We start from the raw sequence: 15,160 nt of genomic DNA on the forward strand, positions 1-15,160 counted from the left end.
CGCATTCTCTGACTAGTGACCAATAATGTCAATGGTCACAAATCAGGGAGCCAGACTTCTTAAAATCAGTGAGGGGAGAAGGATCGCTGCGGTGGGCGCGGTTTCGAGATTGTATTGCAGTTGAATGGGGTTAATGAAAGGGCACATCACCAGATATATTGCGAGCGTAGCCTCATCGAGCGGGGTTTTCCTTTCGAACTCACCGGCCTTCCTGCCTTCAACAATAATGCTCTCAATCAGTTTTAACAGGTGTTCTGAATACCTTTCTGCTGAAGGCCATTTTTCCCGCGCGGCCACGGCAGCGATGTCGTAGAGCTTACGATCGTGGAAAAACAGTTCGCTTCCTGCCTCAGTGAGCGCCCTGAAGAGACGACGTATTTTCTCGCTGGCGGATGGCGCATCGGCAAGCGCCGAATGCACTGCGGTCATGATCAGCTCCAGGCGGTTAGCACAGATCACCTCGCCGATAGCCTGTTTGGAGTCAAAAAATTTATAAATGTAGGCCTTTGAAAAACCAATGGATTTAGCAAGCTCTGCCACGGTGGTTTTTTCATAGCCGTAGTGACCGAAGTGCTCAAATGCCGCTTCGACGATCTGCTCTCGGACGGAGTGGTCAAGTGGACCACGTGTAACTGGGACGTTCAAATTTTTAGTCATTTTTTAAGCTTAGCGTGACAGGCTTCGAATGACAACGAGTGACCATTTCGTGATTTGGTTACATGCGTTTTCGTCATGAACCCTTCAGACGGGACGATAAATCAGATGGGATAAGTGTATCACTGTTTTTCGCGCACAATGGCATCTATATGACAGTGCCGGCTTTGTGTCGATGCGTTTTAATCGGCGGGTGAGAGGAGGCCGCAAAAAATGCGGCCTTATATATCAGGCAGCCAGTTCAGGCATCTGTTCCTTCACGAAATTTAACACCTTACTCGCGTCCAGAGACGCATAGGGTAAACTCTCAATAATGCCGATCGAACGCGTATTACCCACCGTTTCTTTTATCTCATCGAGTTTGTACTGAATGTGCGGCGCGATGAGGAAACCATCGAAAGCGGGAGCGACACTGGCGAAGTTATCCAGTCCTACAGCGCTAATCATCAGCGGATAGCCTTCGCGTTCTGCCAGAGATTGCATCTTTTTGGCGAGCGAGTTTGCGGTATTACCAAACAAACAACAGATCAGAAGCTTTTTCATATTTTGTACCTCCTGAAAACCGCTCACAGGGTAGTCCTGAGGCCACGCCTGAAATGTGCGCTATCTCTTAATAAAGCTATAAACCCAGATCGCTCAGAGAGGGGTGATCGTCCGGACGTCTTCCCAGCGGCCAGTGGAACAGTCGCTCTGATTCTTTTATCGGCATATCGTTTACGCAGGCAAAACGGCGCTTCATTAACCCGTCCGGCTCAAACTCCCAGTTTTCATTGCCGTATGAACGGAACCAGTTTCCGGAATCATCATGCCATTCATAGGCATAGCGCACCGCGATTCGGTTATCCGTAAATGCCCAGAGCTCTTTAATCAGACGATACCCCAGCTCTTTTTTCCATTTCCGCGCCAGAAACGCCTGGGCTTCTTCACGGTTGGTCGCGAATTCTGCGCGGTTGCGCCATTTGGTATCGAGCGTATAGGCAAGCGCGACTTTCGCCGGGTCGCGACTGTTCCAGCCATCTTCAGCCAGTCTGACTTTTTCGATAGCGCTTTCACGGGTGAAGGGCGGTAAAGGAGGACGTGTGTTCATTGCGATTACCTCTGGGTTATATGATGTAGACAGGTCTGTCTACTTGCGGTAATCTATGCCTGTAAAATAACGCTGTCAACCTCCGTTTTGAGGCTACTAAAAAAATGAAAACAGAACCCGCAGGCAACGATACTAAAATTAGCGTCAGAGATAAGATATTACTCACGGCGCACGATCTGTTTTATTCCACAGGCTTCAGGGCGACGGGGGTGGATACGCTGATCAAAGCGTCAAAAGTGACCAAGGTGACTTTCTATCGTCATTTTCCGAGTAAAAGTTTACTTATTCTCGCCTATTTACACTATCGGCATGAAATATGGATTGGCTGGTTTGAGGCTACGCTGCGTCGACATCTTGACGAAGGCGAAATACCTTCTCAGGCGATATATCAAACGCTTTACGAATGGTTTATTTCGCCCGAGTTCCATGGCTGCGCGTTTATTAATGCCAGCGCAGAGGCTAAATCGGAAGATATTGAAAGTGAAATAAAAGAGATATGCCGGGACCATAAATCAGAGACAAAGAAAACAATCGTCACGCTCACCGGTATAAATGATGAAGAGACCGTCAATGACATGATGATGCTCATTGACGGCGCTATTATTCATGCGCAAATGGGTATGGATCCAGAAAGGGTGGTAAAAGCGTTAAAAACGGGCTTAGCGAAACTGACCGGTCAGTGATATTTCCCTGCGCTTAATCAGTTCTCGTACCGAGCCGATCACGCACCCGCGTTATACTGTCGGAATGGTGCCGCCATCAATCACGTATTCTGTCCCTGTGATACTTGAAGCATGAGATGACGCGAGGAAGACGATGAGGTTAGCCACCTCAATCGGTTTGGCAGGGCGTCCGAGTGGTATTCCACCTAACGCCTTCATAATGATCTGTTTGCCACCTTCGTAGTCTGTTCCTGCCTGCTCTGCCAGCCTCTCCGCCAGTGCAACCGCGGCTTCGGTTTCGATCCAGCCGGGTGCAACGCGCACGACCCGAACACCCTTCGGCGAGACTTCCTTTGACAGGCTCTTGCTGTAGGTCGAGAGGGCTGCTTTCGCCGCCGCGTAGCCCGTGGTTGATTCCGGTAACGGCAGTTCGCGCTGAATAGACGTCACGTGAATAATCCCCCCGTTTCCCTGCGCAAGCATGCCGGGGAGCAGGGCGCGATCTAAGCGTACAGCGGGCAACAGGTTAAGATTTAGCTCCTGCTGCCACTCGTCTTCGCCAAGCGCAGCGAAACCGCCACCGGGTGCGGTTGAACCACCTGCGACATGGACAATCACGTCGACGCCGCCCATCTGTTCCTGCACCCCCGATACGACGGAGGCACATCCTGCAACTGTCGTCAGGTCAGCGGCTACGAATGTATCGGCGATATTTACCTCAGGCGCGTGGCGCGCCGTGGTTAATACCGTTGCGCCCAGCTGTTTTAAAAGTCCGACCACTGCTTTTCCAAGCCCTTTTGTTCCAGCGGTAACAAGCACGCGCTTACCAGTGAAATGAATATCTAATGACATAGCCTTTAACTCCCGTTATTTACAGTACGGGTATATTCAACATAGACTGATAAATTGACAAGTACGCACGAAAAAGTGAGTGACTGAATTATGAGTAAGTTATATAGCCCGGAATCTGCCGCAAGCGGCGTGGAGCAGGTATTACGGCTGCTGGAAGGCCGCTGGAAATTAATTATTCTTTTTCATCTGTTCGACGGAAAAGTGCAGCGCTACTCTGATTTCGAAAAACTGATCCCCGGTATTTCCCAGAAGATGCTGGCGCAGCAGCTTCGGCAACTGGAATCCGACGGAATTGTTTCGCGGATGGTCTACCCTCAGGTGCCGCCGAAAGTAGAATATCGACTCACCGACTGGGGGCAGGCATTATGCCCGGCGCTCGATGCCATGCTGAAATGGGCAGAAAAACGTGAGGCTTACGCCGAGCTTTAAACCCTGCGCCCGGCAAGCCTCGGATGGCTAATCGTGGCGATCTCTGCCAGAACGGAACGCGTTCACTCCGGTTTCTCTTCTGCCTGCGCCATCTCCAGCGCGCTGGCGCTGGCGGGATCGAACAGCGAGATGCTCTCAATCTGATTGAGTAAAATTACCTTCCGGAATGACATGGCGCTGCGGGGTTCAGAGTCGAGCGTAATGTCATGCTCCGCATACCACCTGCTGTAGTTATTCTCGATGCGCAGATTCATCGTCTTCGCATCTCTGTACCCGCTCAGCATCGGGATCAGCACGATATTGGCCGTTTTTTCGTACTCCAGCGTCGCGGTGTGGATCATCCCGATGTAAATCCGCCCCGACCGAAGCGATACTTGCGCGAGCTCGCCTTCCTCCATGCACTGATACAGCACCTGTTCAATACCGCTCGACTGCGCCAGACGTTTGTAGAGCTTTTTTCGGCTTTCACCGTCCAGCCGCGCGCTGCCTGCCCAGTTAGAGCGGTAGAGGCAAAACAGGATGGCAAACGCCAGCATCACGACCACCGGTGCCTGAATGCCTAAAAAACTCCAGTTCATAAAATCGATTTGCCAGTCGGTATATTTCGGTGAGGCAAAGTGAAACGCGTTGTTGGCGGCGGAAAGGGAGAGCAAGAGTAGCCAGAGCAAACCGGTGGCAATCACGCCCTGAAGAACAAAAATACAGCCATAAAGCGCCACGAGAAAATAGACGTCCCAGCCAAAGGAACGCTTGATTTTAAAGCGGGTGGACAGGTCGCGGCTGGTATACCAGTACCCGCACACCATCAGCACCATAAAGATTGCCGTTCCCATATCAGGCCCTCTTCAGCGCGTCGACGTGACGCAGAAAATCCTGCCGTACCTCGTTGCTTTTGTAGTTCACCGAGGCGTTCCCGTCCTGGTCGATAATGATGCGATCGCCATCTTCTACGGCTTCAATGATTTCCTGCTGGCTCATTACCTGGAGCAATGACTCAGGGCTGGAGAAAAGGGAGAGAAAGAAGCGTTTCATGTCAGGCATCCTTATGAATAAAAAGGATAAGCCTGGAAGAAGGGCGGCGAGTTTGCCTTAAGGATATCCTGAAAGTTAAAACCGGGTGGCGGCTACGCCTGATTTGGCCTACAAAACCTGTTTTTTCCAATGGCTTTAACTTATTGATATAGAACAAAAATAAAAAATAGATCAACACAAACTTGGACAAATAACGATGATTGTGTAAGTTTTAATTATGCGATTACGCCACGTTATTTACAGCCAGGATGTGACCCATGAGCACGTTGCCCGCCGTTGTCAGTCGGTTTGTTGATTACTACGCCACGCTGGACGCTCAGCCGCCGTCGGCGCTGGTGGGGCTTTATCACCCGGATGCCACGCTTGTCGATCCGTTTGGCGAACACAACGGACTTTTTGCGCTCCAGCGCTATTTCACCCATTTGCTGGCGAATGTCGAAAACTGCCGTTTTACCATTGATGCCCCCCTTCTGAGCGAACGCCGGTTTGTCGTTACCTGGACAATGCACTGGTCGCACCCGCGCATTGCCGGGGGGGAGCCGCTCGGCCTGCCGGGGTGTTCAGTGGTGGACACGGAAAACGATCTCATCACGCGTCAGCGCGACTACTACGACGCGGGGGAGATGATCTACGAACACCTTCCTCTGCTGGGCTGGGCGGTACGCGGCGTGAAGCGGAGGGTCAAATCATGAAAACGGTGCTCATTACCGGCGCCAGCTCGGGCATTGGGGCCGGGTTGGCGAAATCCTTTGCCGCTGATGGCTACCAGGTTATTGCCTGCGGGCGCGATGCGTCGCGTCTGGATGCCCTCCAGTTGCACAGTTCGAACATCACGGTGCGCCGCTTCGATATGACAGACAGGGACGCCTGTTGCCAGGCATTGAAGGACTGTAATGCCGAACTGGCGATCCTCTGCGCCGGGACGTGTGAATACCTCGATCGTGGCGTGGTGGATGCCGCGCTGGTGGAGCGGGTGATGAAGACCAATTTCCTCGGCCCGGTGAACTGCCTCGCCGCGCTTCAGCCGCAGCTGGCTGCAGGTCATCGCGTGGTATTGGTCAGTTCGATGGCGCACTGGCTTCATTTTCCGCGAGCCGAAGCCTACGGAGCGTCCAAAGCCGCGCTCACCTGGTTCGCCGACACGCTGCGTCTGGACTGGGAGCCGAAAGGGATTGGTGTAACCGTGGTTTCACCGGGGTTTGTGGATACGCCGCTGACCCAAAAAAATGATTTTGCCATGCCGGGCAGAGTGACCGTTGACGAGGCCGTGAATGCAATACGCGCCGGGCTGGCGAAGAATAAAAACCATATCGCGTTTCCTTCCGGATTCGGCCTGATCCTGCGGCTGCTCTCATGGCTTCCGACCCTGATCCAGAACGCGCTGCTGCGCAGGATGGTGCGCTCATGAAGATCGCGATTATCGGCAGCGGTATTGCCGGGCTAACCTGCGCCTGGCGTCTGGCGGGCCATCATCAGGTCACCCTGTTTGAAGCGGGTGCAACGCCGGGCGGACACACTGCGACGGTAGACGTCTCCACGTCGCAGGGGACCTGGGCCATCGACACCGGGTTTATCGTCTATAACGACCGCACTTATCCGCGCTTCATGGGCCTGCTTAGCGAGCTGGGCATCAGCGGACAAAAAACGCAGATGAGCTTTTCTGTGCGCAACCCGGCGACGGGGCTGGAGTATAACGGACACACGCTGACGTCGCTGTTTGCCCAACGCCGAAACCTGGTGAATCCGACATTCTGGCGGCTGCTTCGGGAGATCGTCCGCTTCAATCGTCTGGCAAAACAGGCGCTGGACGGGGAGGTGGACCCGAACGCCACGCTTGAGATGTTTCTTGAACAGCACGGTTTCACCCCGTTTTTTGCACGCCACTACATTCTGCCGATGGGGGCCGCGATCTGGTCCTCATCGCTGCAGGAGATGAGGCGCTTTCCGCTGCCGCTGTTCCTGCGCTTCTTTGAGCATCACGGCCTGCTGGATATTACCCATCGCCCGCAGTGGTACGTTGTCCCCGGCGGCTCGCGGGAGTACATCCGCGCCATGCTCGACAAGCTGGGCGACCGTCTGAACCTGCATCTCAATTCGCCGGTGCAGCGGGTGAGCCGCCACGAGCACGGGGTCACGCTTCAGCTTGAAAACGGCATTTATACCTTCGATCAGGTGATTTTTGCCTGCCATTCCGGGCAGGCGCTGGCGATGCTGGACGAGCCGACGCCTGCAGAACGTGACGTGCTGGGCGATATCGGCTGGCAGCGCAACGAGGTGGTGTTACACAGCGACAGACGCTGGCTGCCGGTGCGCGAGCGCGCGTGGGCGAGCTGGAACTATCGCCTGAGTGAACGTGACCAGGCCAGCGCCTGCGTCACTTACAACATGAACATTTTGCAGGGGCTGCCCGAGGGGAGTCCGCTGTTCTGCGTCACGCTGAATCCTGAAACGCCGGTTGATGAGCGTTTCGTTCTGAAGCGCTTTATTTATGAACACCCGCTGTTCAACCCTCAAAGCTGGCGCGCGCAGGCGCGTCGCGAGGAGATTAACGGTCATCACCGGAGCTGGTTCTGCGGGGCGTACTGGTATAACGGTTTTCATGAGGACGGGGTGCGCAGCGCGCTGGACGTGGTCAATGCGCTAGCCGCCGGGGAGGGGAACTGAGATGAACAGCTGCCTCTACCACGGCGTATTGCGCCACCGACGCCTCCAGCCGAAAACCCACACATTCAGCTACAGCGTTTTTATGGCCTGGCTGGATCTCAATGAGCTGGAAACATTGCCCTCGGTGGGCGTACGCCGTAACCGCGTGGCCGCCGCCTCGTTCCACGACGCGGACTATCCGCTGGGCACGCCGCTCAAAGAGAACGTGCTGAGCAGGCTGGAGAGCCTGACCGGGGAACGTCCGCAGGGGCGAGTCATGCTCCTGACGCAGCTGCGCTATTTCGGGTTCCATTTTAATCCGGTCAATTTTTACTACTGCTATGACCAGCACAATGCGCTTCGCTGGGTGCTCGCCGAAGTGCGCAACACGCCGTGGAACGAGCGGCACTACTACGCGGTAGACGGGCAGAATGCCCGGCCCACGGAGAAAGCCTTTCACGTTTCGCCCTTCAACCCGATGGACATGGTCTATCACTGGCGCTTCAACAATCCGGACAACACGCTGCATATGCACATTGAAAATCATCAGGAAGCGAAGGTCTTTGACGCTACGCTGGCGCTGCGTCGGGAGCCGCTGACCCGCCCGGCGCTGCGTTCGCTGCTGCTGCGCATCCCGCTGATGACCCTGAAAACCGTTTTCGCCATTTACTGGCAGGCGCTGCGGCTGTGGCTTAAGCGAGTGCCGCTGTATAACCATCCCGTCAGCAGGAGTGAACGCTCATGACCGATCCCGTCTTTGCGCTAGAACCCGATATCCCGCGCAATGTCCGCATCGCGCGCTGGCTTCTTTTTCGACTGCTAAGCGGCATTCGCGGCGGCTCGCTGACGCTGCGTGAAGGGGCGCAAACCTTTCATTTTGGTGAGGCATCTGCCGCGCTGCATGCCGACGTGCAGATCCTCTCGCCAGGGCTTTACTGGCGCATCTTAACGGGCGGCAGCCTCGCGGCGGCAGAGGCCTGGATGGACGGCGAATGGGAGACCACGCACCTGACGCCGCTTCTGGAGCTGCTGGCGCTCAACGGCAAGGTGCTTGGCCGTCTGGAGAAGGGGTTCCGCCTGCTCGGCAGGCCGCTGGAGCGGCTGCGCCACTGGACGCGGCGTAACTCCCGCGCGCAGGCGCGCGAAAATATTGCCGCCCATTACGATCTGGGCAACACCTTTTATGCCCACTTTCTGGATAAGGAGCTGCTCTATTCCAGCGCGCTGTTTACCGCTGACGAGCAGGATCTTACTGCAGCTCAGCAGGCCAAAATGGCGCGTCTGTGCGACCAGCTGGCGCTAAACCCGGATGACCACCTGCTGGAAATTGGCACCGGCTGGGGAGCGATGGCGGAATACGCAGCCCGTCACTACGGCTGTCGGGTCACCACCACCACGCTGTCGCAGGAGCAATATATCTGGGCGACAGAGCGCATCGCCCGCGCCGGGTTGCAGGATCGCGTTGAGGTGCTGCTCTGCGACTATCGCGACCTTACCGGGCAGTACGACAAGCTGGTGTCGATAGAGATGATTGAAGCCGTCGGGCAACGCTATCTGCCCACGTTCTTCCGTACCTGCCAGGCGCGGCTGCGCCCGGGGGGACGGATGGCGATTCAGGCCATCACCATTCAGGACCAGCGCTACCGCGACTACAGCAAAAGCGTCGACTTTATTCAGCGCTACATTTTCCCCGGCGGCTTTTTGCCGAGCGTCACCGCCATGAACGAATTGATGACGCGCCACACCGATTTTGTGGTGCGCAACCTCTTCGACATGGGGCCGGACTACGCCCGCACGCTGGCTCACTGGCGGCAGCGCTTTGTCCACGCCTGGCAGGAGATTGAAACGCTCGGCTTTGACGAACGTTTCCGCCGGATGTGGCTCTACTACTTCGGCTACTGCGAAGCCGGGTTTAACGCCCGCACCATCAGCGTGGTGCAGCTGACAGCGGAACGCGTATGAGACGTTACGTGCAGGTGTTCCTGATGGCGATTGCGTTCGATCTCTACTGGACGCTGGTGGTGCTGTTTCGCGAGCGGGGGCTGGTCGTCTGGCTCGCGCTGGCGATCCTTGCCTGCCTGATGCTGTCGCCTGCACACCGTATTTACGCCATTTTGCTGGCGGCCGCAGGCAGCTTGCTGGACGCCCTCTGGGCGGTGACGGGGCTTATTGCCTTCACGGGCGACTCGCTGATGCCCTTGTGGATGGTGGCGCTGTGGCTGATGTTCGCCACCGTCTGGACCCGGCTGACGTGCACCACTACCTTGCCGGGCTGGATCCTAACGCTGCTGGCGACCGTCGGCGGGCCCGTGGCCTACCTTATCGGCGAGCGGCTGGGGGCAATGACGTTCCTGGAACCTGGTTTTATCGTCGTCAGCTGGATGGTGCCGGGCTGGCTGGTATTAATGCTGTTTTTCCACCTATTGATGGGGAGACAACAATGAAAACCCTGCTGATGTTAATCTGTCTGACCCTTGCCGTACCGGTCGCGAACGCCGCTGACTGGCTAAGCTGGCGCAAAGTAGGCAGCGCCACGCTCACCTGGGGGCCCTTCACCGTCTACACCTCGCAACTGCTGACGCCCGATGGACGCTACACCGGCGAAAACAGGGATCAGGCGCTGGTCATTACCTATGCGCGCGACATTGACCGTAAGGATCTGGTTGAAGCGACGCGCGATCAGTGGCAGGCGCAGGGAATTTTGCAGCAGGAGCCGCTGAGCGAAGCATGGCTTCACCGGCTGGAATCGCTCTGGCCGGACGTCAAGGCAGGCGCGCAGCTGGCGTTTGTGCTTAAAAATCAGCAGGGACAGTTCTGGTACCGCGCGCCTGACGCGCAGACAGGTTTCACTCCACTGGGGCCAGCGCAGCCAGCGGCGTTCAGTACGCGCTTTCTGGCCATCTGGCTCGATCCCCGCACGCAATACCCTGAACTGCGTCAGCAGTTAATCGGAGGCCAAAAATGAAACGTTTCCTGACCCTGGCGCTGGCGCTCACGATGCTGCTGGCAGGCTGCAGCACCGAGGTGACCGAGTATCGCCAGCAGCAGCCGCGGCTTGATATCTTCCATTACTTCCAGGGCAAAACCGAAGCGTGGGGCATGGTGCAGGATCGCAGCGGCAAGCAGATCCGCCGTTTCCACGTTGAGATCGCCGGGGATGTGATTGGCGATACGCTGACGCTCAACGAACACTTTGTTTACGACGATGGTGAAAAACAGCAGCGCGTCTGGCACATCCGCCGCGTGGGGAACGATCGCTACGAGGGAACGGCGGGGGATATTGAAGGGGCTGCCACGGGGCAGGCCGCAGGCAACGCCTTTAACTGGCATTACAGCATGAACGTGACGGCCAACGGCAAAACCTGGCTGCTTCACTTCGACGACTGGATGTACCTGCAGGACGAGACCCATCTGTTCAATAAAACCGAGATGAAGAAATTTGGCGTCACCGTCGCCACGGTGACGCTGTTCTTTATCCGTAAGACCTCGGCTTAGTCGCGGACGCTGCCGGTTTTGCTGCTGGAGTAGATGAAGTACAGGGCAATCCCCAGGCAAACTACCGCGCCCAGGCGGCTCAGCGAAAACGGAATGGCGGGATTGCCCAGCCAGCCAAAGTTATCAATCAGCATACTCATGGTGAGCTGGCCGAAGATCACCGCTACCGTGGCGACGGCGGTGCCGATCCGCTGTACGGCGAGCACCATTATCACGATATAGGGCACGCCAAACATCGCGCCGAGGAGCTGCCATTTTGGCACGTCCAGCAGCGTGACCGCCTGCTTAGGCTCAAAGAAGAAAATGAGCAGGGCGGTCACCAGCGCGCCGACGGAAAACGTCAGAAACGCGCTTTTAAATACGCCCACGCTGCTGCCGAGCTGCCCGTTGATCGCGGCCTGAATGCTCAGCGTCGCGCCGCCGCAGACGGCCAGTAGAATCATCATCAGTGTCATGCGTTTACCCCTGTGCCACCAGAACCAGTGCGGCAATAATAAAAACCAGCGCCACGATGCGTTTCGCGTTTATCTTCCTGTGTGGCGTACCCAGCAGACCAAAGTGATCGATGATCAGGCTCTTAAACACCTGACCGGCCAGAATACCAATCATGGTCATCGCGATGCCGATAGCGGGTGTTGCAACGGTCAGAATGACCACGTACACGGGGCCGAGCATTCCGCCGAGCAGTTGCCAGGACGGCAGTGTAAAAAATGACGGACTGTTGCGCGGGCTGAAAAACAGCATCAGCAGAAACGTCAGCGCGGCACCCACGCCGAAGATACTGAACGTGGCCCACAAATCACCCACTTCGCCGCCTAGGGGGCCCAGCAGTCCCGCCTCTACGGACAGCCCCATCCCGCCAGCAATCACCAGAAAAATTAAAATAAGTTGCATAGCTCACTCTCTTGTTGTCCAGGCGACGAAGAATACGGGGTATCAGCAGTGAGAAAAATGCCATAATGCAGGAAACACCATTGCAGGAAATGCACTAATGATCGATGCCGGAAATATCAGCATTCGCGCGCTGCTGATCTTTATCGCGGTTTATGAATCGCAGAATTTCTCCGTGATTGCGCGGCGGGAAGGGATCTCCGCCTCGCAGGTTTCACGCGTGATCCACCAGCTTGAGGACGCGCTCGGCCAGCAGCTTTTTTATCGCAATACGCGGGCCGTGATCCCGACGGAAAGCGGGCATCTCTTTATCCGCTACGCCCGGGCGATGGCAGGAAGTCTTGACGAGGCGCGCCGGGAGCTGGATGAGCGATCCATCGAGCCAACTGGGCTCATTCGCATTAACTGCCCGGTATTTTTTGGACAGCGGCACGTAGCCCCTGGCCTGGCGGGGCTGTCGGCGCGCTACCCCCGGCTCAATCTTGATTTGACCCTCACCGACGACTTTATCGACCCTCACCGGGACGCCGCCGACGTGTTGTTCCGCATTGGCACGCTGACGGACTCTTCGTTTCACGCGCGGGTGCTCGGGCAGCAGCTGTATCATCTGGCGGCATCGCCGTCCTATCTGCAACGGCACGGTGCGCCGGATGCGCCGGAGGATCTGACGCATCACAGCTGCCTTGTCTATCGCGGATCGTCCGGGCCTAACCGCTGGCTCATTCGCCGTCCACATGCGGCGTGGGTTCACTATCCCGTTGCGCCGCTGATGACCTCCAACAACGCCGAAACGCTGCTGATTGCCGCGCTGGGCGGAATGGGGATCGTGCTGTTCCCCGACTGGCTGGTGAGCGAAAGGTTAAACAGCGGCGAGCTGGTGTCGCTTCTGCCGGATCATGAGTGTTCGATCAACACCGAGCCGCAGACCATTGCGGCGATCTACCCGAACGCGCGTCATCCGCCCCTTAACGTCAGGGCGGTGATTGATTATTACGTAGAGCGGTTCGGCACGCCGCCGTACTGGCAGCGTGAGCGTTAGAGGGTTAGCTCACGGCGAACGATCTCTGCGCCCGCGCTCAGTGCCCTCAGCTTGCCGTTAGCAACCTGACGGGAAAGGGGAGCCATTCCGCAGTTGGTGGACGGATAAAGCTTGTCGGCATCGACAAACTGCAGCGCTTTACGCAGCGTATCGGCGACTTCCTCCGGTGTTTCGATATGGTTCGTCGCCACGTCAATCGCGCCCACCATCACTTTTTTGCCGCGGATCAGCTCCAGCAGATCCATCGGCACGCGCGAGTTGTGGCACTCCAGCGAAATGATGTCGATGTTTGAGGTCTGCAGCTTAGGGAAAGCCTCTTCGTACTGTCGCCACTCGGAGCCGAGCGTCTTTTTCCAGTCGGTATTAGCCTTGATGCCGTATCCGTAGCAGATGTGTACCGCGGTTTCGCACTTCAGCCCTTCAACGGCGCGCTCCAGCGCGGCGATACCCCACTCGTTGACCTCGTCGAAAAAGACGTTAAAGGCAGGTTCATCAAACTGGATAATATCAACGCCTGCGGCTTCCAGCTCCCGCGCTTCCTGGTTGAGAATTTTGGCAAATTCCCAGGCCAGCTTTTCGCGGCTTTTGTAGTGGGCGTCGTAAAGCGTGTCGATCATGGTCATCGGGCCCGGCAGCGCCCATTTGATCGGCTTGTCGGTGAGCTGGCGCAGGTACTTCGCATCATCAACAAAAACGGGCTTTTGGCGTGCAACGGCTGAAACCACGGTCGGCACGCTCGCGTCATAGCGGTTGCGAATGCGCACCGTCTGGCGGTTCTCAAAATCGACGCCGCTCAGGTGCTCAATAAAGGTGGTAACAAAGTGCTGGCGGGTCTGCTCGCCGTCGCTGACGATATCAATACCCGCGCGGAGCTGTTCGTCGAGGGATAAACGCAGCGCATCCTGCTTACCCGCCAGTAATTCATCATCCTGAAGTTTCCACGGGGACCACAGCGTTTCAGGTTGTGCTAGCCAGGTTGGTTTAGGTAAGCTGCCAGCCGTTGATGTCGGGAGCAATGTTTTCATAATAGAAGACCTTTATTATCGGTTAATTAAAGCGTGAAGTTATGAGACCACTGCTCAAGACGTTGTTTGTAAGGCTTAATAAACTGTTCTTCCGTAAATTTGCCCTGTTGAATCGCTAACTGGCTGCGCTCTTCACGGTCATAAACAATTTTCGTTAATGAATGATCCTGCTGATTCAGATCCGGCTGATAGCACTGTCCGGCGGTCGAGTTCGCATTATAAATTTCAGGACGGTAAATTTTCTGGAATGTTTCCATGGTGCTGATCGTTCCAATCAGTTCAAGATTCGTATAATCCGCCAGCAAATCACCGGAATAATAAAAGGCAAAAGGCGCAGCGCTGTTCTCAGGCATGAAATAACGCACCTTCAGGCCCATCTTGCCAAAGTATTGTTCAGTCAGGGATGTACCGTCCGGCTGGTACTCAATCCCCAATACAGGGTGCGTGTTGCCCGTACGATGGTAGGTATCTTTGCTGGAGACGCTCAGGCAGATCACCGGCGGTTTTTTGAAGTTTTCTCTGTATTCAGCAGAGTGGGTGAAGTGCTTGAAGATGTTGCCATGCAATTCTCCAAAGTTCTCCGGGATGCTGAACGTTGAGCGATCTTTATTATGTTCAAGCAGCAAGACGCTGAAGTCATAGTCACGCACGTAAGAAGAGAAGTTATTCCCGACAATGCCTTCGATGCGCTCATGGGTTTGCTTGTCGACAATGAACGTCTGCAATATTTCTATGGCCGGGAAGCTATTTTCTCCATCGATGTTCATATCAACGGAAATAATTTCAAGCTCAACCGCATAACGATCGGCTTTAGGGTTATCCCAGCGCGCTAAGGCGTTGAAGCGGTTGTTGATCATCACCAGCGTATTGCGCAGGTTTTCCTGACGCTTTTCGCCGCGCGCCAGGTTAGCAAAGTTGGTCGTGGTACGCGTATTTTCGGACGGGTTGTAATTTTCATCGAAGCAACTGCGCTTAAGGCTAAATGTAAAAGCTTTACTCATTGTGGTTATGTATCCTAAGTTCATGTTGCCAGGAAGTTATCAATGCATAATTTATGCCTGAGCCCGCGACGCAGGGGAAGTGACTTAATTTCAATGCAACATGAGGGAAGTTCATGAAGTGTTATGCTTAAGGTGTTGCTGACTTCTTGCCGGGTGGCGCTGCGCTTACCCAGACTACGGTTCAGCGTCGTTTGTAGGCCCGTGCAAGCGCAGCGCCGCCGGGCGAAGCTCGCAATATGTCTGAGACATGCACTTTGCCCTTGTCGTTTACCGACTGCAGGGGAGAGGGATTTTTTATTTCCGTTCAATTCCCGCTATAATCCCCAAAATTTCCAACCGGTTTAGAAACA

General features: G+C 55.6%; 21 protein-coding genes. 11 read left to right on the forward strand and 10 right to left on the reverse strand.

Annotated features, from left to right (window positions below; all coding sequences use genetic code 11):
- Nucleotides 1–42: 42 nt before the first annotated feature.
- The 3 genes from EXW94_RS03555 to EXW94_RS03565 form a co-directional block, all read right to left on the reverse strand.
- Nucleotides 43–657 carry a TetR/AcrR family transcriptional regulator gene (locus EXW94_RS03555; protein ID WP_120158078.1) on the reverse strand — a complete coding sequence of 205 codons (615 nt, stop codon included), beginning with the start codon at nt 655–657 and terminating at the stop codon, nt 43–45.
- 225 nt (nt 658–882) lie between these two features.
- Nucleotides 883–1,197, reverse strand: a complete 315-nt coding sequence (locus tag EXW94_RS03560) for a PTS sugar transporter subunit IIB (RefSeq protein WP_174339494.1) — start codon at nt 1,195–1,197, stop codon at nt 883–885.
- A gap of 76 nt (nt 1,198–1,273) precedes the next feature.
- The gene (locus EXW94_RS03565; RefSeq protein ID WP_174339495.1) at nt 1,274–1,741 is read right to left on the reverse strand and encodes a nuclear transport factor 2 family protein; all 468 of its coding nucleotides are present in this window, start codon (nt 1,739–1,741) and stop codon (nt 1,274–1,276) included.
- 104 nt (nt 1,742–1,845) lie between these two features.
- Here EXW94_RS03565 and EXW94_RS03570 point away from each other — a divergent pair, with 104 nt between their 5' ends.
- Nucleotides 1,846–2,424 (forward strand): TetR/AcrR family transcriptional regulator, encoded by a 579-nt coding sequence (locus EXW94_RS03570; protein WP_174339496.1) that lies wholly within the window; start codon nt 1,846–1,848, stop codon nt 2,422–2,424.
- Between the two features lie 51 nt (nt 2,425–2,475).
- Here the strand turns inward: EXW94_RS03570 and EXW94_RS03575 are convergent, their stop codons facing one another.
- The gene (locus tag EXW94_RS03575) at nt 2,476–3,255 is read right to left on the reverse strand and encodes an SDR family oxidoreductase (protein WP_174339497.1); all 780 of its coding nucleotides are present in this window, start codon (nt 3,253–3,255) and stop codon (nt 2,476–2,478) included.
- A 90-nt stretch (nt 3,256–3,345) separates the two neighbouring features.
- Here EXW94_RS03575 and EXW94_RS03580 point away from each other — a divergent pair, with 90 nt between their 5' ends.
- Nucleotides 3,346–3,684: a helix-turn-helix domain-containing protein gene (locus EXW94_RS03580; protein WP_120158082.1), complete on the forward strand. Its 339-nt coding sequence runs from the start codon at nt 3,346–3,348 to the stop codon at nt 3,682–3,684.
- A 62-nt stretch (nt 3,685–3,746) separates the two neighbouring features.
- Here the strand turns inward: EXW94_RS03580 and EXW94_RS03585 are convergent, their stop codons facing one another.
- Both EXW94_RS03585 and EXW94_RS03590 read right to left on the reverse strand, forming a co-directional pair.
- Complete coding sequence (locus tag EXW94_RS03585) at nt 3,747–4,517, reverse strand: hypothetical protein (RefSeq protein ID WP_126816447.1); 771 nt, start codon at nt 4,515–4,517, stop codon at nt 3,747–3,749.
- A 1-nt stretch (nt 4,518) separates the two neighbouring features.
- Nucleotides 4,519–4,716 carry a hypothetical protein gene (locus EXW94_RS03590; RefSeq protein WP_042715285.1) on the reverse strand — a complete coding sequence of 66 codons (198 nt, stop codon included), beginning with the start codon at nt 4,714–4,716 and terminating at the stop codon, nt 4,519–4,521.
- 257 nt (nt 4,717–4,973) lie between these two features.
- Here EXW94_RS03590 and EXW94_RS03595 point away from each other — a divergent pair, with 257 nt between their 5' ends.
- From EXW94_RS03595 to EXW94_RS03630, 8 genes are read left to right on the forward strand one after another with little or no spacing between them, the layout of a single operon-like run.
- Complete coding sequence (locus EXW94_RS03595; RefSeq protein WP_126816448.1) at nt 4,974–5,408, forward strand: nuclear transport factor 2 family protein; 435 nt, start codon at nt 4,974–4,976, stop codon at nt 5,406–5,408.
- Nucleotides 5,405–6,124 carry an SDR family NAD(P)-dependent oxidoreductase gene (locus EXW94_RS03600; protein WP_174339498.1) on the forward strand — a complete coding sequence of 240 codons (720 nt, stop codon included), beginning with the start codon at nt 5,405–5,407 and terminating at the stop codon, nt 6,122–6,124. The genes EXW94_RS03595 and EXW94_RS03600 overlap by 4 nt, the downstream gene beginning before the upstream one ends.
- Entirely contained in the window at nt 6,121–7,380 is a 1,260-nt protein-coding gene (locus EXW94_RS03605; RefSeq protein WP_174339499.1) for an NAD(P)/FAD-dependent oxidoreductase, read from the forward strand. The genes EXW94_RS03600 and EXW94_RS03605 overlap by 4 nt, the downstream gene beginning before the upstream one ends.
- A gap of 1 nt (nt 7,381) precedes the next feature.
- On the forward strand, nt 7,382–8,104 hold the full coding sequence (locus tag EXW94_RS03610; protein ID WP_089598815.1) for a DUF1365 domain-containing protein: 723 nt from the start codon (nt 7,382–7,384) through the stop codon (nt 8,102–8,104).
- Nucleotides 8,101–9,321, forward strand: coding sequence for a cyclopropane-fatty-acyl-phospholipid synthase family protein (locus EXW94_RS03615; protein ID WP_126816452.1), 1,221 nt, complete (start codon nt 8,101–8,103; stop codon nt 9,319–9,321). The genes EXW94_RS03610 and EXW94_RS03615 overlap by 4 nt, the downstream gene beginning before the upstream one ends.
- Nucleotides 9,318–9,803 (forward strand): DUF2878 domain-containing protein, encoded by a 486-nt coding sequence (locus tag EXW94_RS03620; RefSeq protein ID WP_120158089.1) that lies wholly within the window; start codon nt 9,318–9,320, stop codon nt 9,801–9,803. Before EXW94_RS03615 ends, EXW94_RS03620 begins: the two co-directional genes overlap by 4 nt.
- Nucleotides 9,800–10,324, forward strand: coding sequence for a hypothetical protein (locus EXW94_RS03625; RefSeq protein ID WP_174339500.1), 525 nt, complete (start codon nt 9,800–9,802; stop codon nt 10,322–10,324). Before EXW94_RS03620 ends, EXW94_RS03625 begins: the two co-directional genes overlap by 4 nt.
- Nucleotides 10,321–10,854 (forward strand): DUF3833 domain-containing protein, encoded by a 534-nt coding sequence (locus tag EXW94_RS03630; protein ID WP_174339501.1) that lies wholly within the window; start codon nt 10,321–10,323, stop codon nt 10,852–10,854. Before EXW94_RS03625 ends, EXW94_RS03630 begins: the two co-directional genes overlap by 4 nt.
- Here the strand turns inward: EXW94_RS03630 and EXW94_RS03635 are convergent.
- Both EXW94_RS03635 and EXW94_RS03640 read right to left on the reverse strand, forming a co-directional pair.
- Nucleotides 10,851–11,309 carry a DMT family transporter gene (locus EXW94_RS03635; protein WP_126544598.1) on the reverse strand — a complete coding sequence of 153 codons (459 nt, stop codon included), beginning with the start codon at nt 11,307–11,309 and terminating at the stop codon, nt 10,851–10,853. The two genes, EXW94_RS03630 and EXW94_RS03635, sit on opposite strands and share 4 nt — an antisense overlap.
- Before the next feature lie 4 nt (nt 11,310–11,313).
- Entirely contained in the window at nt 11,314–11,748 is a 435-nt protein-coding gene (locus EXW94_RS03640) for a DMT family transporter (RefSeq protein ID WP_174339502.1), read from the reverse strand.
- Nucleotides 11,749–11,845: 97 nt separating this feature from the next.
- On the opposite strand from EXW94_RS03640, the gene EXW94_RS03645 reads away from it, so the two are divergent.
- Nucleotides 11,846–12,784, forward strand: coding sequence for a LysR family transcriptional regulator (locus EXW94_RS03645; protein WP_174339503.1), 939 nt, complete (start codon nt 11,846–11,848; stop codon nt 12,782–12,784).
- On the opposite strand, the gene EXW94_RS03650 is transcribed toward EXW94_RS03645, so the two are convergent.
- Nucleotides 12,781–13,809, reverse strand: coding sequence for a methionine synthase (locus tag EXW94_RS03650; RefSeq protein ID WP_174339504.1), 1,029 nt, complete (start codon nt 13,807–13,809; stop codon nt 12,781–12,783). The two genes, EXW94_RS03645 and EXW94_RS03650, sit on opposite strands and share 4 nt — an antisense overlap.
- 26 nt (nt 13,810–13,835) lie before the next feature.
- Nucleotides 13,836–14,810: a DUF1852 domain-containing protein gene (locus EXW94_RS03655; RefSeq protein WP_174339505.1), complete on the reverse strand. Its 975-nt coding sequence runs from the start codon at nt 14,808–14,810 to the stop codon at nt 13,836–13,838.
- Between the last annotated feature and the right edge of the window lie 350 nt (nt 14,811–15,160).

Origin of the sequence: Enterobacter sp. JMULE2 (assembly GCF_013337145.1) — a bacterium.
Classification (GTDB): domain Bacteria; phylum Pseudomonadota; class Gammaproteobacteria; order Enterobacterales; family Enterobacteriaceae; genus Enterobacter; species Enterobacter mori.